Source organism: Moraxella tarda, from assembly GCF_035181405.1.
In the GTDB taxonomy this organism is placed as follows: domain Bacteria; phylum Pseudomonadota; class Gammaproteobacteria; order Pseudomonadales; family Moraxellaceae; genus Moraxella.
The window spans coordinates 166427-193293 of record NZ_JAYGGV010000004.1 but is presented as its reverse complement, the minus strand read 5'-3'; the positions used below and the strand labels follow the sequence as shown (position 1 = coordinate 193293).

Sequence of the window (26867 nt, the reverse complement as noted above, 5' to 3'; positions counted from 1 at the left end):
TGTGGTTCGCCCATGTGAGAGTAGGTCATCGTCAGCACCTTATTTAGCCCCCTTCAACGGTTGTTGGAGGGGGTTTTTGGGGGTTGACAGTGGGGTGTGGGTTGATCTTTTTGAAATGACTGTGCTTTTTTATTAAAAAGCTGCTACAATATTCCATTACCATTCTTAGATTTTTTTTATCTCATGACAGACCTTTCTCACATTCGTAATTTTTCGATTATTGCTCATATTGACCATGGAAAATCAACCCTTGCCGATCGCTTTATTCAGGTGTGTGGTGGACTCTCTGACCGTGAAATGCAGGCTCAGGTGCTTGATAGCATGGATATTGAGAGAGAGCGTGGTATCACTATTAAAGCACAATCAGTGACCTTGTGTTATCATCATCCTAACGGACAAAAGTACCAGCTTAATTTTATTGATACGCCTGGCCATGTGGATTTTAGTTATGAGGTATCTCGTAGTTTGGCGGCGTGTGAAGGAGCGTTGCTTGTCGTGGATGCGGCACAGGGTGTGGAAGCACAATCAGTGGCCAACTGCTATACAGCTGTTGAGCAAGGACTGGAGGTTTTGCCTGTTTTAAATAAAATTGATTTGCCACAAGTTGAGCCTGAACGAGTTATTGAAGAGATTGAGGATATTATTGGTATTGAGGCAGTTGAGGCACCACGAGTATCAGCAAAGACAGGCCTGGGTATAGATGAATTGTTGCAAACCTTGGTAGAAAAAATACCTGCACCAATAGGTGATAGAGATGCGCCACTACAAGCTTTGATTATTGATTCTTGGTTTGATAATTATCTTGGGGTGGTCTCCCTTGTCCGTGTGCGCGAAGGCGAGGTGCGTACTGGCGATAAAATTTTTGTCAAGTCAACAGGTGAGAGCCATCAGGTAGCAAGTATTGGCGTGTTTACACCAAAGCGTCTTGAAACGGGTATCTTGCAAGCTGGAGAAGTTGGATTTATTATTGCGGGCATTAAAGACATTCAGGGTGCACCTGTAGGTGATACCATTACACTGGCAAAAACTCCAGAGGTGAAAAATATTCCTGGTTTTCAAAAGATAACGCCTCAGGTTTATGCAGGAATGTTTCCAATTGACTCAAGTGATTTTGAAAAATTTCGTGAGGCTTTGCAAAAACTACAAATTAATGATGCAGCATTGTTCTTTGAGCCTGATACTTCTGATGCACTTGGCTTTGGTTTTCGTTGTGGTTTTTTAGGAATGCTACACATGGAAATCATTCAAGAGCGATTGGAAAGAGAATACGGTCTTGATTTGATCACCACCGCACCATCAGTTATTTATGAAGTAATGAAGAAAAGTGGTGAAATCGTTTATGTTGATAATCCATCTCGATTGCCTGATGTTGGGATAATTCAAGAATTTCGTGAACCAATTGCTCGTTGTCATATTTTGGTGCCACAAGAGTATTTGGGTAATGTGATGACACTTGCTATTGAGCGTCGTGGTGTTCAGGTGGATATGAAATTTATGGCACGCCAAGTGCAAGTTGTCTTTGATATTCCGATGGGCGAAGTGGTCATGGATTTTTTTGATAAATTAAAATCTGCCAGCCGTGGTTTTGCCTCTCTTGATTACGGTTTTGAGCGTTATCAGGCAGATAAACTATCTCGTGTAGATGTATTGATTAATGGTGAGAAAGTAGATGCTTTGGCGATGATTTGCCATCAAGAGCACGCGCGTCGCCGTGGCAATCAACTTGTTGAAAAGATGAAAGAGTTGATTCCTCGCCAAATGTTTGATGTGGCGATTCAGGCAGCGATTGGCTCACAAATCATTGCCCGTTCAACTGTCAAAGCGATGCGTAAGGATGTTTTGGCTAAGTGTTATGGCGGTGATGTCAGCCGTAAGAAAAAACTGCTTGAAAAACAAAAAGCAGGTAAAAAGCGTATGAAGCAAGTTGGTTCGGTAGAAATTCCGCAAGAGGCATTCTTGGCGGTGTTGAAAGTTGATAGTTAATTTGGTTTATTATTGTGTTGAGTGCTAAAAGCATTTAAAGTAAAAGGGGTGATTTTGTGGATTTTGACATTAATTTGATACTTGTGCCTGTTACGCTGGTTTTTTTGTTGGTGTGGCTTGTGGACAAGTTTATGTTAAAACAGCATGGTGCAGCTAAGGCTATCGATGATCGAGCTAAATTTGTTCAAAATCAGCTTGCATTGAGCAAAAAAACTTTGCAAGATGTCTTAAATCAGCAAGGCATTGTGACTGATGCTGATGATTTTATGCCGAATGAAAATGCCTCTCAGGATGTCATCAAAGCTCACCAGTCTTATCAAATTGCCAAACGAGATGCGTTACTCATCAAGGCTGACCAAGAGGTGGTTGGTGAGAACGCATTGGTTCGTTGGGCGTATGAATTTTTGCCGATCTTACTGGCGATCGTTGTTGTCCGTTCTTTTATTATTGAGCCGTTTAGTATTCCATCAAGCTCAATGGTGCCAAGCCTGCATACAGGAGATTTTATTATAGTAAATAAGGCATCTTATGGGCTGCGTCTGCCACTCATCCACACTAAGATTTTAGATACAGGCACGCCTAAGCATGGCGATGTGGCAGTATTTCGTTATCCAGCTCAGCCAAATATTTATTATATTAAACGGGTTATTGGGCTGCCAAACGATACCGTTTCTTACAAAAATGGTGTATTGAGCATTAATGGAGAGGTGGTTGCCACAGAAAAAACAACGCATCAAATGAATGAGCAATTTATTGCTAAGTTATTGCCTGCTAGAATCAATAATCATACATTTACTGATGAAGAGCGTATTAGATTTGGGCACGAAGAAGAGCAATATGCCCACTATTATCAAGAAAAATTGGGCAATCATCAGTATCTGGTTCGCTATCTTGGTGATATCAATGCTTCATTAGGTGGTACATTTTTACAGCAAAACTCTCCAGAGCTTATTGCATCTGAAGGCCGTGAATGGACAATCCGTGTGCCAGAGGGGCAGTATTTTGTCATGGGCGATAACCGTGATAGTAGTCAGGATTCCCGTTATTGGGGCTTTGTGCCAGAAGCGAATTTGTCAGGGAAGGCGACTTATATTTGGATGCATAAAGATGCGGGTCTAAAATTGCCAAGTTTTGATAGAATGGGTGCGATTGACTGATGGCTGGGTTTTATTTGATGGATAATAATGGGTAGTAAATGACCGACTTAACCAAACCAAATGATAAGGCGTATAAATGTAGCATACTAGATAGGCAGCCGCATTTTGCTAATTTTGAGCAAGGGTTGCCCATCTTGTGTCAAAAGCTCGGTTATGTATTCAAGAATACCGATCATCTAAGAAGAGCTTTAACACATCGGTCTTATAATCCAAAAGTGAGTTATGAGCGTTTGGAGTTTCTTGGCGATGCACTGCTTGGCATGGTGATTGCTGAGGCGTTGTTTTTGCATTTTCCACATCATGACGAAGGCAAACTGACCCGAATGCGTGCGACTTTGGTACGCCAAGAGACTTTGGTGCAGATTGCTGAACGGCTTGAATTGTCTCGGCATTTGATTTTGGGAGTGGGAGAACGCAAAGGTGGCGGTCGTCATCGTGCGTCCATTTTAGCGGATGTGGTAGAGGCGATTGTAGCGGCGGTGTATCTAGATAGCGGTGGTGATATCAATTTAATCAAAGAAATGACAACAACTTGGTATGAATCGCTGATTTTGGAAGTTGGTGAAGAAAAAATACTCAAAGATGCCAAATCTCGCCTCCAAGAGTGGTTGCAAGGCAATCGCATGGCACTGCCAACCTATGAGCTTGATGAAATTATTGGCAACGCTCCTAGCCAGACCTTTGTTGTATCTTGTCATGTGCAATTAGATGGCATCAACCCGATTACACAAATGGGTGAATCTCGCAGAATCGCAGAACAAAAATGTGCCGAGTTGATGATTAACCAGCTCAATAAAGCCAAAAATTCTTCTTAGATCTACCATCATTTATGAGCGTTAACAAAATCCGCCTTTTAAAACAGGCGGTTTCGTGCTTTAATAGACTTGATATAAAACAATGATATGCCAGTTGCTTTTATAGATTGAAATTTAATAATAAGGAAAAATATGACTGATAACAACTCAATCGTAACTAATCATGATTTGATTGCATCATTTTTTGATCATCAAACACCGACCATTGCTGATGATTTTAAATCTGGCTTTGTGGCAATTATTGGTAGACCTAATGTTGGCAAATCCACCCTGATGAATCATTTGCTTGGTCAAAAACTCTCTATCACCAGCCGTAAGCCACAGACCACACGCCACCGAATTCATGGCATTTTGACCGATGAGCAGATGCAAATTGTGTTTGTTGATACCCCTGGTATTCACGCCAAAGAGGTTAAAGCAATCAATGAACGCATGAATAAAGCGGCAGTGTCTGCTTTGTCCGATGTAGATTTGGTGCTATTTGTGGTTGATGGCCTGCAATGGCGAGAAGATGACCTGCTGACATTAGAAAAGCTGTCAGCAACGAGCTTGCCTGTGTTGCTGGTGATTAATAAGTCTGACACGATCAAAGAAAAATCGCAAATGTTGCCTGTGATTGAAAGTTTTAGTGAAAGTTTTGATTTTGCTGACATTGTGCCTGTTTCTGCACTGCGTGGGCATAATTTGGATAGACTAAAAGAAGTCATCGGTCGATTTTTACCTGTGCGCCCACCGATTTTTGATTCAGAACAGATTACCGATCGTTCTGAGCGTTTTTTAGCAAGTGAAATCATTCGTGAAAAAATCATGCGTCAATCAGGTGATGAAGTGCCATATGATCTAACTGTGCAGATTGATACTTTTAAAGATGAGCCTGCCCACAAAGACCCAGAAACAGGCAAATGGCGTAAGGCGGTAACTTTTATTGATGCGACCATTTTTGTAGAGCGTGCAGGTCAAAAAACCATTGTTATTGGCGATAAGGGCAGTCGTATTAAACAGGTTGGTATTGAAGCACGACAAGATATGGAAAAATTATTTGATCGTAAAATCATGCTCACGCTTTGGGTGAAGGTTAAAAAGGGCTGGTCAGATGATGAGCGAGCCTTGACCAGCTTGGGGTACTGACGCAAAAATATGGACGGTCAAAAAAACCATCAAACATAAAACAGCCACAAGTGTGTACTGCCATCACCATTAGGGTCGATGGCAGATGGCTTATTGATGATGAGTTTTTCATTTAAGAGATGCTAAAACTATAATGAGAAATGAAAAATTGATGGGTTATGTCCTGCACGCCAAACCTTATCAGGAAAAACGCGCGATTTATCAGTTATTTAGCCTTGAATATGGCTTGATGCAAGGTGTGGGTGTGCGTAGCATACCATCTTTTGTGCCACTTGAACTGTTTGTGACAGGCAAGAGTGCCTTAAAGACTTTTGCTCAAATTCAGCCCTCAGCAGATTTTGCCATGCTGTCTGTGGTGGGGCGTGTACAATACGCACTGCTTTATATGAACGAGGTGTTGCTTCGATTGCTTGCCATTGAAAACGCTTGCCCAATGCTTTGGCAGGTATACCACAATGAGGTGCAAAGCCTGCGTACACTTGGTAAGAAGGTGTGCATAGATAATGATGAGATGAAGGCTTCACTCAGGCGCTTTGAGCGTGCATTATTTGATGAACTGGGTGTGGCGATAGATTTTCATCGTGATGGTTTGGGCGTGCCGATAAAGCCTGATGCGTATTATCGTTTTGTGCCTGAGCTTGGTTTTGTACTTGTATCATCAACACTTATTCATCAAGCCAAACATGATGGTAAAAGAGTTGGTCGCTTGGCGTATTTGGGTGCAGATTTATTACGCATGGGGCAAGCAGATGCTGATGTGCTGATTTATCATGAAAAATTAGATGAATTCGGCCAATTACAACGAGATGTGATGGATTATCTATTGGACTATAAGCCTTTGCACAGTCGTAAACTGTGGCAACAGAGTCTGATGTATCAAAATTCACAACCTATTGATTGATCAATTAATATATAAGGAATATTTATGGCGAATTCACCGCTATTAGGAGTAAACATTGACCATGTTGCAACAATAAGAAATGCTCGTGGTGTGAATTATCCATGCCCAATCCAGGCGGCACTTATCTGTGAACAAGTGGGGGCAGATGGCATTACTTTGCATTTAAGAGAAGATCGTCGTCATATCAAAGACGCTGATGTTTATGCAATGAAATCTTTACTTAAAACTCGCATGAATCTTGAAATGGCGGTTACAGACGAAATGCTTGCCATTGCCTTAGATGTCAAACCAGCTTGGGTGTGTCTGGTTCCAGAAAAACGCGAAGAGGTTACTACCGAGGGCGGGCTTGATGTGGTTAATTTGCCCAATTTGCTAGATTTTGTGAAAAAATTACAGTCGGCTGGGATATTGGTATCGTTATTCATTGACCCAGATTTGCATCAGATTGATATGGCAATAGCACTTAATGTTGATGCGATTGAATTGCACACAGGAGCATATGCACATGCAGATTTGGCTGATGATAAAAATGCCTTTGAAAGTGAATTGGCACGCATTAAAAAAGCTGTTAAATACGCCAAAAGCAAAACTAATAAAATGCTCATCAACGCAGGGCATGGCCTGACTCGTGATAATGTAGCACGCATTGCTCAGATTGATGGTATTCACGAGCTTAATATTGGTCATGCACTCATTGCTGATGCGGTATTCGTGGGTCTTGACCAAGCAGTCAGAGAAATGAAATCAGCCTTTGTGCGGGCGGTGGGGCATTCTTAAAAAAAATGATGTGATCATGAAATGAGCGTTGATGATTTTAATCTTATTTATAGTTAAATGAACCAATCTGTTTGTAAATAATTGGCATATTTATGTAACATTGTGTATGAACAACTAAAAAAAAGTTGTTTTTTCTTAAAAATGTCGTTAAGCTAAGCATATCTACCAAAAAATTAGGGATTTTGGCACTAAATTTTGTTGGCATATTGAGCAACTTAGTGGTAGAATATGGCACAGTAATGTTGTGTTACATGATTGATGAAACTAACCATTCCTTTGGAGGAAGTTATGAAACTAAATAAAATTGCTCTTGCAGTACTTGCTACTGTTGCGACCGCTGCATCTGCTGGTGTAACTGTTAGTCCACTACTACTGGGCTATCAATACAATGACAAAGCTCAAGAAAAACAGCGTTTGGCTTTTCCTATTAATGCTGATAAGACTCAAGGTGGTGTTGCACTTGACAACAATCTATGGGTTGGTGCTGCATTGGGCGTTGAGCTAACTCCATCTTCTCAAATTCAAGTAGAGTATGGTGTTTCTAACACTGATGGAAAAGTATCACCAAATGATGCAAAAGCCTATGATGTAGAACAACAAACCATCAGTGGTAACCTTATCGTTGGTAGCAGCTACAACCCAAATACTAAGCTAAAACCATATGTATTGGTTGGTGCTGGTCAACAAAAAACCAAAGTTGAAGATCCAAAAGATAAAAGCAAAAAAATTCCTGAAGCCAAGGATACTATTGGTAATATTGGTCTAGGTGCTCGCTATCTGATTAATGATGCATTGGCTCTTCGTGGCGAAGTTCGTGGCGTTCACAATTTTGATAACAAATTCTGGCAAGGTTTGGCAACAGCTGGCCTTGAAGTAACCCTAGGCGGTCGCTTGGCACCAGCTCCTGTAGTTATCCCAGTTGTTCAGCCTGCCCCTGTTGTTGCAAAACCAGCTGCCCCTGTGCCTTTGGAAGATACTAAAGAAGATGTCCGTGTTGATGTTGATGCTGACGGTGTTCTGGATCATCTAGATGCTTGCGTAGGTGCACCTGGCTCACAAATGAATTTGGTTGTTGACGCTCGTGGTTGCCCACAAAAAGTTAATGTAAATAAACCGCTTAATATCGCTCCACGCGTATTCTTTGATCGTGATAAATCTGAAATCAAAGCGCAGTATCGTGATGAAGTAGCAAAAGTTGCTCTAGCAATGCGTGAATTCCCAAATGCAACAGCTGTTGTTGAAGGTCATGCATCTAAAGACAGCAACCGTTCAAGTGCTAAATATAACCAACGCCTATCAGAAGCTCGTGCGAATGCTGTTAAATCAATGTTGGTAACCCAATTTGGTGTAGCACCAAGCCGCCTAAGTGCTGTTGGTTATGGCTTTAGCCAACCAATCGAGCCTAATTCTAATGATACCGAAGCAGGTCGTGTATTGAACCGTCGTGTGGTTGTAAAAACTACTGGTAACAAAACGACTACTGTTGAACAAACCAAAGATATGGTAATTCGTTAATCAATCTTTTGATTGGTAGTATCAAAAAAGAGCCGTTACTTATGACGGTTCTTTTTATTTTTTGATCAATCTTTCACTAAACAAAAAAGCATGGTATAATTGACGGCTTATTTTATTGTGATGAGCGGTTTAATTGATGTGTTTTTTCGCCATTTATCGCAATATTCGCTTTCTTTCAGTTTTATCACTTAGGTTATATGACTTAGCAAGTAATATAACCATCATGAAGGTTGGCTTTCCTACCATTTTTGCAATCAGCAACCCTATTTAAAAACGAGTATTTATGGCAGACAACATTAAGAATTTACGCAATATCGCCATCATTGCACATGTTGACCATGGTAAAACTACCTTGGTTGATAAGCTACTACAACAATCTGGCGCATTGGGCGAACGCTCTGGCGAGATTGAACGAGTAATGGATTCTAACGCTCTAGAAAGTGAGCGTGGCATCACCATCTTGGCAAAGAATACCGCAATCCGTTGGACAGACTCACGCACAGGTACTGAATACCGCATCAATATTGTAGATACTCCTGGCCATGCTGACTTTGGAGGTGAGGTTGAGCGTGTGATGAGCATGGTGGACTGTGTTTTGCTTTTGGTGGATAGCCAAGAAGGTCCAATGCCGCAGACACGATTTGTTACTCAAAAGGCATTCGCACGCGGATTAAAACCAATTGTCATCATCAATAAAATTGATAAGCCTGCCGCTCGTGCTGACTGGGTTATCGATCAGGTATTCGATTTATTTGACAGTCTGGGAGCAACTGATGAACAGCTTGATTTTCCAATTGTCTATGCATCAGGCATCAACGGTATTGCAGGTCTTGAGCCAGACAACTTAGCAGATGACATGACGCCATTGTTTGAGACAATTGTGGATATTGTTGAGTCACCAAAGGTTGATGTTGATGGGCCGTTCCAAATGCAAATTTCAAGTTTGGACTATAACAGCTTTGTGGGTGTGATTGGTGTGGGGCGTATTCAGCGTGGCTCGGTGAAAACAAACACTCCTGTTACTGTGATTGATAAAGATGGTAATAAACGCAATGGTCGTATCTTAAAAATCATGGGTTATCACGGTCTTGAGCGTGTTGATGTGGATTTTGCCCAAGCTGGCGATATTGTGTGTATTACTGGTCTTGATGGCTTAAATATTTCAGACACCATATGTGAACCCTCTAATGTTGAGGCGTTGCCTGCATTATCAGTTGATGAGCCTACGGTGTCAATGACTTTTCAGGTAAATGACAGTCCATTTGCGGGTAAAGAAGGTAAATTTGTTACTTCTCGAAATATTCGTGAACGCCTTGATCGTGAATTGATTCACAATGTGGCATTGCGTGTAGAAGACACCGACAGCCCAGAAAAGTTTAAGGTTTCTGGTCGTGGTGAGTTGCATTTATCGGTATTGATTGAAAATATGCGTCGTGAAGGCTTTGAGCTTGGTGTATCTCGTCCACAGGTCATCATGAAAGAGATTGATGGCGTGATGTGCGAGCCTTATGAAAATGTGACTTTCGATGTTGAGGAGCAACACCAAGGTTCGGTCATGCAAGAGATGGGTGAGCGAAAAGGCGAATTGACCAATATGGAGGTTGATGGCAAGGGTCGTATTCGTATTGAGGCGACTGTGCCGTCTCGTGGTTTGATTGGTTTTCGTTCAGCATTTTTGACCATGACATCTGGGACAGGCATCATGACATCAAGTTTTTCGCACTATGGTCCTGCCAAAGAAGGTGCGGTGGCAAAACGCCAAAATGGCGTGTTGGTATCAATGGTGACAGGTACTTGTTTGGGCTATGCACTGTTTAGCTTGCAAGAGCGTGGTCGTCTTTTTGCCAAGCCGCAGCTTGAAGTTTATGAAGGCATGATTGTTGGTATTAATTCTCGCTCTGACGATATGGTTGTTAACCCAACCAAGGCCAAACAACTGACCAACATTCGTGCGTCTGGCTCAGATGATGCAATCATCTTAACGCCTGCATTAGATTACACCCTAGAACAGGCTTTGGAATTTATTGAAGATGATGAGTTGGTGGAGGTAACACCAAAGTCAATCCGTATTCGCAAGCGTTATTTGACAGAAAATGAGCGTAAGCGTTTTGGTCGCAAAAAAGACTGACTGTTAAAAAACACCTTGTTTTATGCAAGGTGTTTTTTTATACCATGCTTATAGAGGCTGACAAACTGGGCAATAGACGCTTGCTCGTCCGCCAATTTTTTGATTTTCTAAAATTGTACCACAAGCAGTGCAGGGTTTGCCATGATGACTGTAGGCGAGCAAGGTCTGCTGAAAATAGCCTGTTTTGCCACTACCTACGGTAAAATCTTTTAAGGTGGAGCCACCTTTTTTGATGGCTTTTGCCAAGATGGTCTTGATATGAACAACCAAATCATTCAGCTGATCTTTATTGATTTGATTGGCAGGCTTGGCTGGGTGAATGCCTGCTAAAAACAGACTTTCGGTAGCGTAAATATTGCCCACACCAACTACCACCGCCTGATCCATGATGAGCGTTTTGATGGGTTTTGTGATGGCTTTGCCAAGCTTGGTATTGGAGCTGTTAATGTCATCAAGCCTGTGGATATATTGATAGAGGTAATCAGTATTAAAAGTGTCCTCCAGAGGTTCAGGCCCTAGGTGGTTTAAAAATTTCTCACGCATGCTGTCTTGATTATCAAGATGCGTGTCATTGTCCGCCCAAAGTATGATGCCAAAACGGCGAGGGTCGTGATAATGTAGAGCGACATCACCAAAACTGATGATGAGGTGGTCGTGCTTTCTGGGGGAGGGTTTGTTGTTAATCAAGTGTTGTTGTAGGCTGCCTGACATTCCTAAATGAATAAGTAGCACCTTATGGCTATTATCCGTATCATGGTGAAAATGCAAGAGCAGATACTTGGCACGGCGTTCAAGTTCATCAAGACGAAAGCCAATAAGGCTATCTAAATCGTGTGGCATCATGTAGCGTAGCTTTGGCTGATAGACATGAACAGCGGTGATGACCTGATTTAGTAGCGGTTCTAGACTTTTTTTGGTGGTTTCAACTTCTGGTAATTCTGGCATATCTAAACTTATTAATTGATGCTACTTAACTGATGCTGCGTCTGGCGTGTAAGACATTGGGCTGCTGTTCAATCTTGGCAAGCAGGCGTGATAAATGGGCGAGCCCTGCGACTTCAACATAAAATTTCATATGGCTGACCAATTCATCTGATGAGATGGTTTCGGCACGATGAATGTTGACTTTTTCTTTGTCAATGATGTTTACCAAATCTCGCAAAATTCCACGCTGATTATGAGCCTCTACAATGATTGTTACAGGTTGATATCGTCCAAAGTTCTCTTGCCAACTGGCTTTGACTTGGCGTTTTGGCTCTTTTTTGATGAGTCGTAGATATTCAGGACAAGCAGATTGGTGGATGCTTATGCCATTGGATAAGGTAACAAAACCTGCAATCGGTTCTCCATGTACAGGAGCACAACACGCTGCCAAGTGGATGGCAACATTATCTAACCCTTCAATTTCAATGCGATATTTATTGGGGCGAGCTGGCATTTTGATACTGATGCTGTCTTCATCAATCAGTGGCGTGCCAAGACTCAGACGGCTGATGATTTTGCCCATCAACTGCACTGTGCCAATATCTCCCATGACAAGTGAAATGTATAAATCGTCTTCGCTTTTGGCATTAAACTCTGCCAGATAATCGGTCAGCTTGACTTGACTTGGGTTGATGGATAGGCGGTCAAGCTCACGCAAAAGCATGGCACGACCCATCTCTATGTTTTTGTCTCGGTCTTGGCGGTTGAACCACAAGCGGAGTTTTGACTTGGCACGAGCGGTATGAATGTAGCCAAGTGATGCCACCAACCAATCACGATTTGGCTCACGGCTAGACTTGGTAATGATTTCAACTTGGTCGCCTGTCTTGGGTTGATGCGTCAATGGCACATAGCGACCATTGACACGAGCGCCTTGGGCTCGGTTGCCCACTTCGGTATGCACATAATAAGCAAAATCTAAGACAGTAGCACCTTTTGGCAGTTCAGTAATGTCGCCATCACGACTAAACACATAGATATGCTCAGAATTGTCCAGATCTAGCTCTTCTTCGGTGTCGGTACCGCTTTCAATTTTATCATTGCTAAGTAGCTGGCGAAGTGAGCTGATTTTTTGAGTCAGGTAATCGTTTTTTTTGGCTTTTAGACCTTCTTTATAATTGACATGAGCTGCCTTGCCAAGCTCGGCCTCAAAGTGCATATCCATCGTACGAATCTGTACTTCTAGCGTACGATGGTTGGCAATGACAGCGGTGTGTAGACTTTTATAGCCGTTGGGTTTTGGGTTGGTGATGTAGTCATCAAATTGCTCTGGAATGTGTCGCCACAATCCATGTATAACACCAAGCGTATGGTAACATTCAGCATTGGTATCAACCAACACTCGTAAAGCCCGAATATCGTAAAGTTGGTCAAATGATAAATTCTTTTTTTTCATCTTTCGCCAGATGGAGTAGATGTGCTTGACTCGCCCAGAAACTTCCGCTTTAATCCCTGACTTAAAAAGTGCTTGGCTGAGTTCTTCTTGGACGGTCTTGATATAACTTTCTCGTTCGCTGCGTTTTTCAGACAGTAGATTGGCGATTTTTTTGTATTCTTCGGGGGCAAGGTAGCGAAAAGCAAGGTCTTCTAACTCCCATTTTAATTGGGCGATGCTTAGACGGTGGGCTAACGGTGCGTAAATGGTCATCACTTCACGAGCGACGCGTTTTTGGCGGTCTGGTGGGGCGAATGACAGCTCACGCATGGCGAAAGTACGCTCGGCAAGTTTAATCAGTACAGCACGCACATCGTTGGTGGTGCTAATGAGCATACTATAAATACTTGATAGCTGATCTCTTTGCTCACTCTCAAAGTAATCTTCAAGTCGCTTATTTTCTTCAATACTCTCAGAAAGTCGCCCCATTGCCAGTGTGTCTTCAATCAGATGAGCAATGTCTTGTCCAAAATGCTGACCGATGGTCTCAATGCTGACCAATTCTCGGCGTGCGGTGCGATATAGCATGGCAGCAACAAGTGCGTTTTCGTCTTGAAATAAATACGCCAAAATGTCCGCCATGCCAATCCCTGTGGCGTATGCACCAGAACGGCTGGCGTGAGGCTTGTTGGATTGGGTTCTTACAAAATCACAAGCTTGTTGAAGTAGGGGCAACTCTTGTTTGCCGATGCGTGCTGCTACGGCTGATAGCCATGTTTTAACATCAATGTCAGACTCACTGATGGTAGATGGAGTTTGTGTTTCGTCAGAATGATCCAGTGCGGTTTGTAATTTTGGGTGGGCAAGCTGAGCTTTAAAATCGGGGTGTAACTTTTGAGCCACTAGGCATGCTGCCAAAGTTGCACTATCGGTGTCTGTATTTTCGCCGTTTAACAGTGGTAGGGCTTCACGAATTTGTACCACAGCATGTCCTTTTTTGGGCTGGTTTTGATTGGAATTTTAAATTTCCGATGGGTATTATGGCATTTTCTGACCACTTTTTCAAAGCAAAATCCAAAAAAAATGCACAGATTTTTCACAATTTATTTTGCTTAAAAATCACTTCTAAAATCTGTATTGTTGTGTTATAATCTTCGGCTACAACCTTGATACGCAAGGTTGTAATTTTAAAAAGATGACATCGCATTGTTTGATTTGAGTTGTATGCTTGTGTTTGGGCGTTTTTGGTTGCAAATCCGTCAGAAAAACACCTTTATCCGTGCCGTGTGGCAAATTCCTTTCCTACCGCGATGATTTTGATAGGCGAAACGCCCAATTCTACCCCGACAAAATGCCAAGGCATTCAGCCTTAAACTTGCCAGTTTTTTGGTGGCTTGTGTCTTTCTCATCTCGTGGTTTTAAAATATAAAGGTAAATAATGACTCAATCTTTCGATGCAGGCGTTCAAGACGCAATTCTTGGTGCGTCTAATGCCCAAGACAACCCTCAAGAAAATATGCAAAAGTCGCACAGTGAAGATGATTTGCTGACTTTTGAGCAACTCTCTCTTAGCAAGCCGATTTTAAAGGCTTTGACCAAAAGTGGTTATTCCAACCCCACGCCCATTCAGGCAGGTGCAATTCCGCACGCCTTAAATGGCCGTGATTTGCTATTGTCTGCCCAGACAGGCTCTGGTAAAACCGCTGCATTCGTACTGCCAATTTTGGATAAATTAAGCCGTGTAGAGCGTCTTGATAAGCATATTTATGCTTTGATTTTAACGCCAACTCGTGAGCTTGCTCAGCAGGTACATGAGAGCGTGCGTCGCTATGGAGACGGTTTGCGTGGTTTGTATAGCATTCCTTTGGTCGGCGGAGCTCCGTATAGCGGTCAGATTCGTGCACTTCGCAAAGGTGTGCAAATCGTCATCGCCACGCCAGGTCGTCTGATTGATCATATGAATGAAGGGCGTGTGGATTTGTCCAAGCTGGATATGCTTGTGCTTGATGAGGCTGACCGCATGCTTGATATGGGTTTTGCTGATGACATCAAAACCATTTTAGAGAACGCTCCTGAATCTCGCCAAACAGTGATGTCATCTGCTACATGGGACGGTGCAGTGGGCAAAATTGCTGAGAGTTTTACGACCAATCCTGAAAAAGTTGCCATTAAGGTGGAATCTGCTCATATTGAGGAGAGTGTGTATTTTTGTGATGATTTTCATCATAAGAATAAAATTTTACTTGAACTGCTTAATGATAAAGAGATTAATCAGGCGGTGATTTTTACGGCCACCAAGCGTAGTACTGAACAGCTGACAGATACTTTGGTTGATGCAGGACTAAAAGCTCGCTATTTGCACGGTGATTTGCCACAAGGTAAACGCAACCGTATCATCAGTGATGTTAAATCTGGCAAGTGTGATTTTTTGATTGCGACTGATGTGGCAGCTCGTGGCATTGACATTTCTGCCATCAGTCATGTGGTCAATTATGATTTGCCACGCCAAGTTGAGGACTATGTGCATCGTATCGGACGCTGTGGGCGTGCTGGGCGTACTGGTGTGGCGATGAACTTGTGTAGCTTTGATGACCGTGGACAGCTGCGTAACATTAACCGCTATCTAAAACGCACCATGAATGAATCGGTGGTGGAAGGTCTTGAGCCAAAGCGTGCATCATTTGAGCAAGAAGAGCGTCGAGCAAAAGGTGGTAGAGATGGGCGTGAGCGTCGTCGTGGCGGTCGAGATGGCCATCGCACTGAGCGTGGCTTTGGTCGTCGCAATGACCGTTCTGAGCGTAGTTTCGACCGTGAAAGTCGTGCTGACAGAAGTGCTGAGCGACCAGAACGCAAAGAGCCAAGATTTGAACACAAAGAACGCAACTTTGACCGCCCAGAGCGTCGTTTTGATAACAGTGGGCGTGGCTATTATCGCCAAGACCGTCAAGACCGCCCAGAGCGTGGCCATCGTGATGGCGAGCGTCGTTTTTCATGCGATGAGCGTGTGCGTGGCGAGCGTTCAGAGCGTTCTTTTGGTCGTGATGACAAGCCTCGTTTTGACCGTCAGCGTGATTTTGACCGCCCAGAGCGTCGCACCGAGCAGAACAAAGAGCGTTTTGGTGCACAAAATGAACGCTTTGGCGAACATAAACGCAGTGAAAAATCGTTTGGTGGTAATGACAAGCCGTATTTTAAAAAGTCAAAGCCAGTTGAAGAAGTTTTTTTTGCTAAGCGACAAGCAAAAAAAGAGAAGCGTCGTTTTGGCAATGTGAATTGATATTTTGTTTATCCAAAAAAAGTACGCCTTGATGTGGGCGTATTTTTTTTATGGATAAAACTTAAGTTTTCTCAAACCGTGCAATGCTTTCTACATGACTGGTATGACAAAACATATCCATGACACCTGCGTGTGTCAATCGGTAACCTTGTGCGACAATCAATGCGGTGTCTCGGGCGAGAGTGGCAGGATCACAAGAGACATAAACAATGCGTTTTGCATTGAACTTGCCTAAATATTTTACAACATCAATCGCTCCTGCTCGTGGTGGATCAATCAGTATGGCATCAACATCTTGTACCCATGGTTGTTCTGAGAAATCTTGGGTTAAATCTTGGGTGTAGAATGTGGCGTGGCAAATGCCATTGGCCTTGGCGTTCATGCTGGCACGCTCTACCATCTTTGTGCTACCTTCTACACCAACAACCTTTCCTGTTTTTCCCACATAAAGAGCCATTGGTAGGCTAAAATTTCCTAATCCACAAAATAAATCCAACACCTTTTCGCCTTGCTTTAAGTTAAGCAGTTTGCAGGCGAGTAAAATCATTTGGCGATTGACGGACAAATTGACCTGTGTAAAATCAAGTGGCGAGCATTCTAATGTCAGGTTCAATGATGGCAATTCATAAAATAGACCGCCTATGGGTGGCACGGTCTGAGAATTTGGCAAATCTTTGCCATCAATACGACGCACACTATTAATATCATTTGGTTGTAAGTACAGTTGCCAGCCGACGCTTTGACAAAAGGCAACCAAGATGGCTTTGTCTTTTTTGTTCAGTGGCTTGACATGGCGAAGAATCATCGCAACTTGTGATGTTGCATCGCCTGTGGTAAATTCTAGGTGCGTAATGCTACCTTTGCCAGCCAGCTCTTTGAGCGTGTGCTTTAAACTTGCCAAATGCTGATTGATGCGAATGTCTAAAATGGGGCAGTCGTTAATATTGGTCAGAAAGTTACTTGTGCGTTCACGAAATCCGACAATCAGTGTGTCATTTTTTGGTAAATATCGTACGCCAAGCCGAGCTTTTGTGCGATAGGCGACACGCTCTCCTATCAGTGGTTGTAGCCAGTTGTCAGGCTGGGTATTGGCATGATGGCGTAAGTGATTAGCAAGGACAGATTGCTTGTGAGAGATTTGTTTATCTGCATCTAAATGCTGTAAGCTACAACCACCGCATACGCCAAAATGCTGACAAATCGGTGTTTGTCTGTCATTGCTTGCTTTGATGATGGCAACCGCTTTGCCTTCATCAAAAGACTTTTTGGTGTTGGTGATGACAGACTGTACGATTTCATTTGGCAAAGCAAAGTCGATGAATACTTTTTTTCCACGCTTGTCTGGCTGGTGTGATTCGTCATAACTGGCAATGCCTCGGCCATCATGCGTGAGTGCTGTGATGTGAAAACAAACGGCCGCCTCTGGCGTGTTGCTTGGTCTTTTTGGATAAGATTTTGAGTGGTGTTTGGGTTGCATATGCCTTGTTAGAATCAATTGAATCAAAATTTGTATTGAGGTGAATTATAGCACAAAAAGATTTTGCTAAAAATGACATAAATAAACAAGCCACCCCAAAGGTATGGAGTGGCTTGTTGAATCATTGCTAAGATGATAGCGTCTAGGCAATACTTTTTACTTTTTTCCCTGTTATGGCACGATAGATGGGCAGAGCAACCATAAGGGCTGCTAGCACCCAAAGCGTCATAGAAATCGGGCTTTGCCATAATATGCCTATCTCTCCTTGAGAGATGGATAGGGCACGGCGTAAATTTGATTCCATCAGTTCGCCTAAAACATAGCCTAAAATCAATGCTGATAAAGGAAAGTGTAATTTGCGTAAGAAATAGCCAAATACACCCAATCCAATCATAAGCACTAAATCAAAGATGGTGCTGTGAATCGAATACACTCCGACAAAACTGACGGCTGCGATGGCAGGAATCAAAATATAGTTTGGAATGTCTAATAATTTAGCAAAAAACTTCACCAAGGGAAGGTTCATTGCCAGCAAAATGATGTTGCCGATGAATAAAGAGGCGATCAATCCCCAAACAATATCGGGCTGTTCAGCAAAAAGCTGTGGGCCTGGTGTGATGTTATAAAGGGTTAATGCACCCATCATTACGGCAGTTGTTCCAGAGCCAGGCACGCCAAGTGTCAGCATGGGAATGAATGAGCCACAAGCCGATGCGTTGTTAGCAGCTTCTGGAGCAGCGATACCACGCAAATCACCATCGCCAAATTTGCCCGTGTTGCCCGCAATTTTGCGTTCATTAGAATAAGTCATTGCACTGGCTATGGTTGCTCCTGCCCCTGGCAAAATGCCAACAACAAAACCTGTAAGACCACTTCTGATGATGGAGCCTAAGCTGAACATGAACTCTTTGACATTGACCATGCTGCGTTTGCCTTGTTCTAAGGCCTTTTGTCCAGCACTGGTGTTTTCTAGCATGATGAGTATTTCACTGACACTAAAAAAACCAATCACAATCGTGGTAAATTGTATGCCATCTGCCAGATTGACTGAATCAAAAGTAAAGCGATAGACGCCTGTTACCGCATCAACGCCGACGGTTGCTAATGTCAAGCCAATCAAAGCAGCAATGCCTGTTTTGAGTGGAGCATCGCCCACCAAGCCACTTAAACAAGTGATGGCAAAAACCATCAAGGCAAAATATTCAGCAGGACCAAAAGAAATTGCCCAGTTTGCCAAGATGGGAGCAAATAACACCACACCAATGATGGCAAGCGTGGAGCCGATAAAAGAGCTGAGAGCTGATAACGATAAGGCAATGCCTGCTTTGCCTTGCTTGGCAAGGGGGTAGCCGTCAAGTGTGGACATGATGGCGGCGGCATCTCCTGGTACATTGATTAAGATGGCGGAGATTCTCCCGCCATATTCGCAGCCTAAATAAACTGCTGCCAGCAGTATCAACGCACTCTCAGGGGGTAGTCCTAATGCGTAGGCAATCGGCAACAAAATCGCCACACCATTAATAGGTCCCAATCCAGGCAACATACCTACGATGGTACCAATGAATGCGCCAAATAAAGCGATGAGTAGGTTTTGAGGTGTGGTTGCAATCTCAAAGCCGTGCATTAGAAAATTGAATGTATCCATATTAACTCCTTTATCCTAATATCGGCTCAAGTATGCCTGCAGGCAAACTGACTTCAAGTGGACCATTGAATAAAAAGTAGGTTGCAATTGCCATGATGGCTGATGCAACTAAGGCTTTTATCCAGTGGCCACCAAACAAAATACCAACAACCCAAGCCATCAAGGTGGTTGTGATGATATAACCTAATATTTCGAATAAGGTAGCGTATAATGTTAATACAATGGTGCATAAAACCAGATTTTTGATGATGGGTCGTGTCAGTCCTAGCCCACTTGGTTCACTCAATTTGCTTGGTTGTAATGTGATGGTGAGTGTTAAGATGATTAACAAAGCTAATAACAAGACAGGGTAAGGGCGTGGTCCAATGGGGTCATAAGCAATCGGTGCGTGATAGCCCCAAGCCATATATAAAAGCACCAATGCTACCAATGCCATCAAACCAGAAAAAATACGATTTGCCATAAAGATTCCTTATAAAAACCAATCTGGTTAAGATTGGTTTTTAGATATACTAATAATTGATCTGTTTTGGCGTTATTTGGCTGGTGTATCAACCAAGTGGAACTCTTTTGAAAGCTTACGGAGCTCTTCGGTGTTTTTATAGACATACTGGGTCAGTTCATCGCCAGTCATAGCAAACGGTAGCAACTCTCTTTGTGTGCGCAACTCGGCAAACTTAGGATCTTGCAACATGCTATCAAACTGAGCCTTCCACCATTGATAAGAAGAGTCAGAGGCTTCAGGTGCCATGTAGTAGCCACGAATGACAGGCCATTGAATGTCATAGCCTTGTTCTTTGGCGGTTGGAATGTCTTTTAGGCCCTCACCTTCTAGGCGGTCTGAAGCAAAGACTGCCAAGACGCGTAGCTTGCCTGCTTTAACATGAGGCATGACCTCTGCCAAGCCTGCTGATACCACCTGAATATGATTACCCAAAACAGCGGTTACTGCTTCACCGCCACCTTCCATAGCGACATAGCCCATGTTGTTTGGATCGATTCCAGCAGATTTTGCCAACAAAGCAGTCTGCATCCAATCTTGCCCACCAACACTACCGCCTGCACCAAAGGTAACAGATTTTGGATCTTTTTTCAGTGCCTCTACCAGATCATTAAGATTTTGGTAAGGAGAATCAGCATTCACAGCAACCATGCCATAGTCTGTGCCAACGGCTGCCAGCCATTTAACATCTTTTTCGGTGAATTGGCCAAATTTGCCTTGAGCAAGATTTAGGATAGAACCTGTGGAAAATGCCACAATGGCATCGCCATTTTTACGGTCATTGGCAACAATTTTATTATAAGCAACCGCTCCTACACCACCTGGCATATAGGTAACACGCATTGGCTTGTCAATGAGTTTTAAATCTTGCAGGCCTGATTGTGCCAGTTTACAGGTCAAATCAAAACCACCACCTGGTTTGGCAGGGGCGATACATTCTGGGCGTTTTGGTGCTTGGACTGTGTCTGTGCTTTCTGCTTTTTTGTCGCCGCCGCATGCTGCAAGTAGCGATACTGATAAGGCAATCATGCCACATTTTAATGCTGTATTATTCATATTTTTGTCTATGACCTATTTATTTTTGCCAAGTCTTTATAAAATAAAGACGAAAAAACCCAACAAACAAAATCCATTACCTGTTTGGTTTGCTGGGCAATATCCATATTAGCTCCATCGTATGTACACACAAATGTTAGCTACATTTGTCAGATACATTTTGAAACTTTCAATATCATAACAGAAAGAAAAAAGCATTTGCAATGATAAATTGCAAAATTGTTTAAAATCATTTGCTTTTTGCTTGATTTGTCATTAGGGCTAAAAAATCAAGCAAGATTAGTAGAGCTTTTGGTGTTAGAATACTTGTATTGTCAGGTCATGAACCAAGTCATGAACTGTGGTAAGTTTGTTAAGTCAAAATGGGGGTATTTTATGCCAGAACACATATTCATGATACCTATTAACTTTTTCACATCAACAATGACTGCGATTACAGGTCTTGGTGGTGGTATGATTTTGGTGGGTTTGATGCCGATGTTTTTGCCAGCAGTGGCAATCATTCCTGTGCATGGTGCAACTCAGCTTGCCAGCAATATCAGTCGTGCATGGTTTGGGCGACAATATATTGATAAAACTTATCTTAGATCCTATATCATTGGCACGATTTTGGGGGCGGTAGTTTTTGGCGTGGCGGTGTATTTTGTGCATTTGGATTTGATTCCGCTGTTCATTGGTCTTTATATATTATTGACACAGTGGTCAAGCAAGTTCAATGAACTTTTAAAAGGTTTTGAAAATTTTTATGTGATTGGTTTTTTGCAAACGGGTGTTGGATTGTTTGTTGGTGCACCTGGCCCCATGCACATGCCATTGCTCATGAAAAAGTATGGCGATAATCATGTTGTGGTGTCCACCGCTTCACTCATGGTATCGTTTGTACATCTTATAAAAGTCATCATGTATGTACTGATGGGATTTGTGTTTTTTGATTATTGGCAGGTGGTTTTGATGATGATTGTCAGTGCCATCATTGGTTCATGGGTGGGGACTTGTTTGCGTCATCGTTTGCCGATGGCCTGGTTGAAAAGGGCGTTGCCTTGGATTTTGACCATCATTGCTGTCAAGATCATCATTGATAATGTGTTAAAATTGGGATGGCTTGTTTGACCTTAATAAATGATTGCGTAAAGTTTGTAATTAAAGTAATCTTTGTAAGAAATTTGCCATAAAACAACACTAAAAAAATAGCGGACAATACACCCATACTTTTAAACGCTTGTAATTTTTAAGATAAAAACTTGCCTAATTTAATCTTGCCAAGACGCCAAAAATTGCTGATGGCGAACGCTTCCATCTTCGTTGGTCAGATTTGCTACAAAATTTTTGGTGTGCTGACTGAGCATCTCAACGCTCTCAATGTCGGTTTTTCCTGTTAAAATCAGCCACCTTAGATAAATCAGCCAAGTATTGAGCACATCGGATTCACAGTAGGTGGTCAGCCTTGTCCATTCGCCAGCTTGTACCATGGGCACGACTTGCGAACCGTCTGTATCACCCTTGCCAGCAAAACCACATAAGGCGGCAATGGTATCAAGTTTTTGCTTATTATAATTATTATGTAGTGACATTTTGTCCATCAAATCAATGTGCATTTCGCCATAGCGATACAGATAATCAGGCTTGTAGGCAGAGTTAAAAAGAGTGGGAGCACTGATTTTATGGTGCAAAGCACGATATAATAAGACAGGAATATCAAAACCTGATCCATTCCAACTAACCAAGGTTGGTTTTTTGGCAAAAGCACGGAAAAAGGTCGTTAAAATCTGTGCTTCACTCATCTCATTAAGCGATAAGGATTTAAGAGTAAGCTGACCATGCTCAATCCACAAAAATGACAAGCAGGCAATTTTATGCAAAGGCAACTGCATGAACTCATTGCCCACCTCTGCATAACGCAAGGCTGTGAGTGCGGTCAAAGCGTCATTATCGGATAATGCCTTTAACTCTGGATACAGCCGTCTGCCTGTGGAGACATCGGCGATGGTCTCAATGTCAAAAACTAAAACAGGGTTGGTCTGGTTCATATTATTCCTTTTGATTTGGTCATTGGCATTAAGCTTGGTTTGGTTTTATGGGTATATCTTATGCTGTAAACACACCATCAATCATTCATCAGCCATGCCAAACAGCCCTGTGGACAAATAGCGGTCGCCACGGTCGCAGACAATAAAGGCAATGACGGCATTTGGATTTTCTTTGGCGATTTGGTGGGCTGCCCACGCAGCACCGCCTGACGATACCCCACAAAATATCCCTTCTTCTTTGGCAAGCCTTCGCATATATGCCTCTGCATTTTTTTGGTTGACATCCATGGTTAAATCAACCAAGGACGGCTCAAAAACCCCTGGTAGATACTCAGCAGGCCACCTACGAATGCCTGGAATGCTTGAATTTTCATCAGGTTGAAGTCCAATGACTTGTATGGCAGGGTTTTTTTCTTTTAAGAATCTACCAACGCCCATGATCGTACCAGTCGTTCCCATGCTACTGACAAAGTGTGTGATCCTACCTTGTGTTTGCTCCCAAATTTCAGGACCAGTGGTCAAATAGTGAGCCTCTTTGTTGTCATTATTATTAAACTGGTCAAGCACCACGCCCAATCCATCTGCTTGCATTTGTAGGGCTAAGTCTCGTGCCTCTTCCATGCCTTGTTCAACTTCAATTAAGGTCGCTCCATAAGCTGTCATGGCGTCTTTACGCTCTTGGGTGGAATTTTTTGGCATGATCAAGGTCATCTTATAGCCTTTCATGGCAGCAACCATCGCCAAAGCAATGCCCGTATTGCCAGAAGTTGCCTCAATCAGTGTGTCGCCTGCTTTAATTTGTCCTCGTTGTTCAGCCTTGTCAATCATATTAAAGGCGGGGCGGTCCTTGACAGAGCCTGCTGGGTTATTGCCTTCTAGTTTGGCAAGTAAAGTTGCGTTTGTGTCATTAGCTAATCGTGAGAGCTTAACAAGTGGTGTTTTGCCAACACAATCAGCAAGGGTTGTGGTAGTAAGGGTCGTGGTGTGGGTAATCGGATTTGTCATAGAATTTTTTCGTATCTTAACAAGAAATTGCACCAATTATAACACACTCTTTTTTTAAAAATCGCTCAAAAACCACCCAGAAATTGTGCTAAACTAAATTGGGCATTTTAAGCGTGATGATTTTTAATGAATAAATTACGATTTGGTTTAAAAAGTGCGTACGGACAGCTGATTTTGTTGGTGTTTTTGCCGATCGTGGTGCTGGCGATGGTTGGTGGCTATTTGGTGTTTAGCGAGGTGCGTCGTGCGGTCTTATCCGAGCAAGATGTATTAGCACAGGCGGTGCTTTTGCGTTATGAAAGTGCGGTTGAATCTAGTCTGGCTTGGCTTGGCGCAGAGAATGAGTCGCTTGAAATTGATGCGATGATTGCCGATAAAGTGCTGTCGGTTGATGGTCAAAATCGTCAAGGTTTAGGTACGCTCAGTGGCGTGCTTGAAGGCATTCAACAAATGCGAAAACAACGAGTGCAACGCATCGCTGTGATGAATGATAAAGGCGAAATATTACAAGAATTGGGCGTGCAAGTGGGCATGCCTTGGGCGGATTTTAATGTCAATGCCGAGCATCAGCTACGCCTTAAAACCAATTTTGGTACAGCGTATGCCAAGCCTGTGATATCTGGCGGTAAGCGTTTTTGGCTATTTGTTGAGATGGATGATGAACCGTTATCCATCACTTATTATCATGTGTGGCTGGCGTTATCCATCACAGGTCTGATTACTGTTTTGCTATTGTTATTGATTTTAAACAGCTATTCAAAGCGTTGGATTGCTCCGATTTATGAAATGCGTCTGTATTTACAGCGTTTAGACGCTGACAATCTGTCTAGCCCTGTGCCAGTTCGTACCAATGGTGAGTTTTTGTTGTTACAACGAGATTTTTTGCAAGCATTAAAACGACTAGAAAATAGCTTTGCTGAGCTTAAAAACCACGCCGATGAGACAGAAAGAGACTTGCAGCAAGCCTTTGATGAGATGGAAATGCAAAACATCTCAATCCGTAATGCAAGAGATGCTGCTGTTTTAGCCAATCAGGCCAAATCAGCTTTTTTGGCAAACATTAGCCATGAGCTTCGGACACCCTTAAATAGCATTGATGGTTTTATTAATTTGCTGGCACGCAAACAAGGTCTGACCAGCGAGCAAAATTTGTATGTGCAAACGATTAAAAAATCATCAGCACACCTGCTGGCTTTGGTCAATGATGTGCTTGATTTTTCAAAAATAGAAGCAGGCAAGCTCATTCTTGACCGTCATGAGTTTGATTTGTATGCCACAATTTATGATGTGGTGGATATGTTGTCGCCTGCTGGGCTTGAAAAGCATCTACGCTTGGCGGTGTTATTTTATCATGATGTACCCACCAAAGTGGTGGGTGACAGTCTAAGAATTAAACAGATTTTGACCAATCTTGTGGGCAATGCCATTAAATTTACCGATACAGGTGGTGTGGTGGTACGAGTGAGCTTATCAGAGACTAAGGAAAACTGTCTGCATATTGCTGTGGAGGATACAGGAAAGGGCATTAGTGATGCTGATAAACACCAGCTGTTCAAAAGTTTTAGCCAAGGTGATTTGTCAGTAACGCGTCGCTATGGTGGCACAGGTTTGGGACTGGTCATCTCTAAACAATTAACCATGATGATGGGTGGTGATATTGGCTTTTTTGATAATAACAGTGAAAATATTGCACCAAGCGGAGCGACTTTTTGGTTTGAAATGCCAATGGAAACAGAGTACGCCTCAATCGATGAGGTGGCCAATTCGGTACTTGCCATTCATACCAATATTTTGGTGTGGATTAATCATGCACCTGCCATGCAAGTACTAAAAGCAAGTCTGGCTGACACCAAAGCAAGTATTACCGAAGCGATAGGTTTGGCGGATTTGCTAGAACAGCTGGACGGTAATCATGACTTTGATTGGGTGATTGTTGATAATTTTGGACAAGATGCAGCACAGGACGATATTGGGGCGATTTTACGCCAAATTCGCTTGCGTTATCAGGGGCGACTGGCGGCATATGGCTATCAGGTTGGTATGGATGGTGCATTATTGGAGCGTTATCATGCCAATGCATTGTATGAGCCGATGGACAAACGCCAGCTGTACGAGCTTTTGTCTAATCAGGTCGCCACCAAGTCCATAAGACAGCAAAGATTTTCAGGCGTGAGAGTCTTGGCGGTAGATGATCATCAGCCGAATTTATTGGTGCTAGAGGCTTTGCTTGGCGAGCTTGGTGTGGAAGTCATTACGGCAAGCAGTGGCTTTGATGCTATTGAAATCATGACAAAAATGGTAACAGGCATGAGTGCAGCGATTGATTTGGTTTTTATGGACATTCAAATGCCCAGAATGTCAGGGCTTGAAGCGAGTATTCAGATTCGCAAGATTGAGCAGAACCATGCCAAAAAACCCACACCAATCATTGCCTTGACCGCACACGGCTTATCCGATGAAAAAGACCGCTTGGTCGCTGTGGGGCTAAACGACTACATAGGCAAGCCAATCGGCCATATGCAATTGGTTCAGACGCTAGAACGCTGGCTAAATCGTGATGAGCGTGATGACATGGCAGATTTAAATGAACTTGCCATAATGGCTGATGGTAAAGAGAGCGATGAAAAAGACCGTAGTGATACAAAAAGCCATGATGTTACGGTGGTGCCTGCTGATGAGTTGGCTGATGTTGATTGGCAAGATGCGTTAAATCGTGCAGCCAACAAGGTGGATTTGGCAGAAAAGCTACTCACGATGTTTATTGATAATGCTGAAACTGAAAAGCAAGCACTCGAACGAGCATGGGCAGATAGAAATAGAAAGGCGTTGGCGGATTTGACCCATCGCATGGTGGGTGCATCTCGCTATACAGGCGTGCCACGATTGCGTCAGGCGGCAGAGACTTTTGAAAAAAAATGTTTGGCAGATGTGGTTGCTGTAAACGCCAGTCAGTTTGTTGCCATGCGTCCAAGTTATCGTGCAGTGATTGATGCACTCGATGCACTTGATGCGATAGACCTGACTGCCTATTTTGCCCAAGAAACAAGAATGCTCGATGAAAGCAAAATGTATTGGAAAATGTAATTAGAAGCAACTTGTGCGGTGGTTGAGATTT

The 26867-nt window shown here is 42.9% G+C and carries 19 protein-coding genes; 11 read left to right on the top strand and 8 right to left on the bottom strand.

What is annotated here, in order from left to right; all coding sequences use genetic code 11:
* Positions 1–183 precede the first annotated feature (183 nt).
* The 8 genes from lepA to typA all read left to right on the top strand — a co-directional run bounded on the left by lepA (position 184) and on the right by typA (position 10404).
* On the top strand, positions 184–1983 hold the full coding sequence (lepA, locus tag U9670_RS07015) for a translation elongation factor 4 (protein ID WP_323841872.1): 1800 nt from the start codon (positions 184–186) through the stop codon (positions 1981–1983).
* Between the two features lie 56 nt (positions 1984–2039).
* Entirely contained in the window at positions 2040–3140 is a 1101-nt protein-coding gene (gene lepB, locus U9670_RS07010) for a signal peptidase I (RefSeq protein ID WP_323841873.1), read from the top strand.
* Positions 3141–3178: 38 nt separating this feature from the next.
* On the top strand, positions 3179–3955 hold the full coding sequence (rnc, locus tag U9670_RS07005; RefSeq protein WP_323841874.1) for a ribonuclease III: 777 nt from the start codon (positions 3179–3181) through the stop codon (positions 3953–3955).
* Positions 3956–4087: 132 nt separating this feature from the next.
* Entirely contained in the window at positions 4088–5083 is a 996-nt protein-coding gene (gene era, locus U9670_RS07000; RefSeq protein WP_323841875.1) for a GTPase Era, read from the top strand.
* 133 nt (positions 5084–5216) lie between these two features.
* The gene (recO, locus tag U9670_RS06995; RefSeq protein WP_323841876.1) at positions 5217–5984 is read left to right on the top strand and encodes a DNA repair protein RecO; all 768 of its coding nucleotides are present in this window, start codon (positions 5217–5219) and stop codon (positions 5982–5984) included.
* 24 nt (positions 5985–6008) lie between these two features.
* Positions 6009–6761 carry a pyridoxine 5'-phosphate synthase gene (locus U9670_RS06990; RefSeq protein ID WP_323841877.1) on the top strand — a complete coding sequence of 251 codons (753 nt, stop codon included), beginning with the start codon at positions 6009–6011 and terminating at the stop codon, positions 6759–6761.
* 288 nt (positions 6762–7049) lie between these two features.
* Positions 7050–8276, top strand: coding sequence for an OmpA family protein (locus U9670_RS06985; protein WP_323841878.1), 1227 nt, complete (start codon positions 7050–7052; stop codon positions 8274–8276).
* A 283-nt stretch (positions 8277–8559) separates the two neighbouring features.
* Positions 8560–10404: a translational GTPase TypA gene (typA, locus tag U9670_RS06980; RefSeq protein ID WP_323841879.1), complete on the top strand. Its 1845-nt coding sequence runs from the start codon at positions 8560–8562 to the stop codon at positions 10402–10404.
* A 48-nt stretch (positions 10405–10452) separates the two neighbouring features.
* Here typA and mutM read toward each other — a convergent pair whose 3' ends face one another.
* Together mutM and U9670_RS06970 are read right to left on the bottom strand one after the other, a co-directional pair.
* On the bottom strand, positions 10453–11349 hold the full coding sequence (mutM, locus tag U9670_RS06975) for a bifunctional DNA-formamidopyrimidine glycosylase/DNA-(apurinic or apyrimidinic site) lyase (protein ID WP_323841880.1): 897 nt from the start codon (positions 11347–11349) through the stop codon (positions 10453–10455).
* Between the two features lie 25 nt (positions 11350–11374).
* Entirely contained in the window at positions 11375–13747 is a 2373-nt protein-coding gene (locus tag U9670_RS06970; RefSeq protein WP_323841881.1) for a RelA/SpoT family protein, read from the bottom strand.
* A 532-nt stretch (positions 13748–14279) separates the two neighbouring features.
* Between U9670_RS06970 and U9670_RS06965 the strand changes: the two genes are divergently transcribed.
* Positions 14280–16040, top strand: a complete 1761-nt coding sequence (locus tag U9670_RS06965) for a DEAD/DEAH box helicase (protein WP_323842110.1) — start codon at positions 14280–14282, stop codon at positions 16038–16040.
* Positions 16041–16101: 61 nt separating this feature from the next.
* Here the strand turns inward: U9670_RS06965 and rlmD are convergent, their stop codons facing one another.
* The 4 genes from rlmD to U9670_RS06945 form a co-directional block, all read right to left on the bottom strand.
* On the bottom strand, positions 16102–17517 hold the full coding sequence (rlmD, locus tag U9670_RS06960) for a 23S rRNA (uracil(1939)-C(5))-methyltransferase RlmD (RefSeq protein ID WP_323841882.1): 1416 nt from the start codon (positions 17515–17517) through the stop codon (positions 16102–16104).
* Between the two features lie 142 nt (positions 17518–17659).
* Positions 17660–19162 (bottom strand): tripartite tricarboxylate transporter permease, encoded by a 1503-nt coding sequence (locus U9670_RS06955; protein WP_323841883.1) that lies wholly within the window; start codon positions 19160–19162, stop codon positions 17660–17662.
* Between the two features lie 10 nt (positions 19163–19172).
* Complete coding sequence (locus tag U9670_RS06950; RefSeq protein ID WP_323841884.1) at positions 19173–19625, bottom strand: tripartite tricarboxylate transporter TctB family protein; 453 nt, start codon at positions 19623–19625, stop codon at positions 19173–19175.
* Between the two features lie 72 nt (positions 19626–19697).
* Positions 19698–20720 (bottom strand): tripartite tricarboxylate transporter substrate binding protein, encoded by a 1023-nt coding sequence (locus tag U9670_RS06945; protein WP_323841885.1) that lies wholly within the window; start codon positions 20718–20720, stop codon positions 19698–19700.
* Between the two features lie 375 nt (positions 20721–21095).
* Here U9670_RS06945 and U9670_RS06940 point away from each other — a divergent pair, with 375 nt between their 5' ends.
* A complete protein-coding gene (locus U9670_RS06940) occupies positions 21096–21830 on the top strand; it encodes a sulfite exporter TauE/SafE family protein (RefSeq protein ID WP_323841886.1) in 735 nt (244 codons plus the stop codon).
* Positions 21831–21970: 140 nt separating this feature from the next.
* On the opposite strand, the gene U9670_RS06935 is transcribed toward U9670_RS06940, so the two are convergent.
* Positions 21971–22747, bottom strand: a complete 777-nt coding sequence (locus U9670_RS06935; RefSeq protein WP_323841887.1) for a 3'-5' exonuclease — start codon at positions 22745–22747, stop codon at positions 21971–21973.
* An 81-nt stretch (positions 22748–22828) separates the two neighbouring features.
* Complete coding sequence (cysM, locus tag U9670_RS06930; RefSeq protein WP_323841888.1) at positions 22829–23752, bottom strand: cysteine synthase CysM; 924 nt, start codon at positions 23750–23752, stop codon at positions 22829–22831.
* 126 nt (positions 23753–23878) lie between these two features.
* Between cysM and U9670_RS06925 the strand changes: the two genes are divergently transcribed.
* Entirely contained in the window at positions 23879–26836 is a 2958-nt protein-coding gene (locus U9670_RS06925) for an ATP-binding protein (RefSeq protein ID WP_323841889.1), read from the top strand.
* The last annotated feature ends 31 nt before the right edge of the window (positions 26837–26867 follow it).

Excerpts from the sequence above, each read along its gene's own strand:
- cysM (WP_323841888.1), bottom strand. The coding sequence starts at position 23,752 with ATGACAAATCCGATTACCCACACCACGACCCTTACTACCACAACCCTT.
- U9670_RS06925 (WP_323841889.1), top strand. The coding sequence starts at position 23,879 with ATGAATAAATTACGATTTGGTTTAAAAAGTGCGTACGGACAGCTGATT.
- lepA (WP_323841872.1), top strand. The coding sequence starts at position 184 with ATGACAGACCTTTCTCACATTCGTAATTTTTCGATTATTGCTCATATT.
- U9670_RS06985 (WP_323841878.1), top strand. The coding sequence starts at position 7,050 with ATGAAACTAAATAAAATTGCTCTTGCAGTACTTGCTACTGTTGCGACC.
- typA (WP_323841879.1), top strand. The coding sequence starts at position 8,560 with ATGGCAGACAACATTAAGAATTTACGCAATATCGCCATCATTGCACAT.
- era (WP_323841875.1), top strand. The coding sequence starts at position 4,088 with ATGACTGATAACAACTCAATCGTAACTAATCATGATTTGATTGCATCA.
- rnc (WP_323841874.1), top strand. The coding sequence starts at position 3,179 with ATGACCGACTTAACCAAACCAAATGATAAGGCGTATAAATGTAGCATA.
- U9670_RS06965 (WP_323842110.1), top strand. The coding sequence starts at position 14,280 with ATGCAAAAGTCGCACAGTGAAGATGATTTGCTGACTTTTGAGCAACTC.
- recO (WP_323841876.1), top strand. The coding sequence starts at position 5,217 with ATGAGAAATGAAAAATTGATGGGTTATGTCCTGCACGCCAAACCTTAT.
- rlmD (WP_323841882.1), bottom strand. The coding sequence starts at position 17,517 with ATGCAACCCAAACACCACTCAAAATCTTATCCAAAAAGACCAAGCAAC.
- U9670_RS06990 (WP_323841877.1), top strand. The coding sequence starts at position 6,009 with ATGGCGAATTCACCGCTATTAGGAGTAAACATTGACCATGTTGCAACA.
- U9670_RS06935 (WP_323841887.1), bottom strand. The coding sequence starts at position 22,747 with ATGAACCAGACCAACCCTGTTTTAGTTTTTGACATTGAGACCATCGCC.
- U9670_RS06955 (WP_323841883.1), bottom strand. The coding sequence starts at position 19,162 with ATGGATACATTCAATTTTCTAATGCACGGCTTTGAGATTGCAACCACA.
- U9670_RS06945 (WP_323841885.1), bottom strand. The coding sequence starts at position 20,720 with ATGAATAATACAGCATTAAAATGTGGCATGATTGCCTTATCAGTATCG.
- mutM (WP_323841880.1), bottom strand. The coding sequence starts at position 11,349 with ATGCCAGAATTACCAGAAGTTGAAACCACCAAAAAAAGTCTAGAACCG.
- U9670_RS06940 (WP_323841886.1), top strand. The coding sequence starts at position 21,096 with ATGCCAGAACACATATTCATGATACCTATTAACTTTTTCACATCAACA.
- U9670_RS06950 (WP_323841884.1), bottom strand. The coding sequence starts at position 19,625 with ATGGCAAATCGTATTTTTTCTGGTTTGATGGCATTGGTAGCATTGGTG.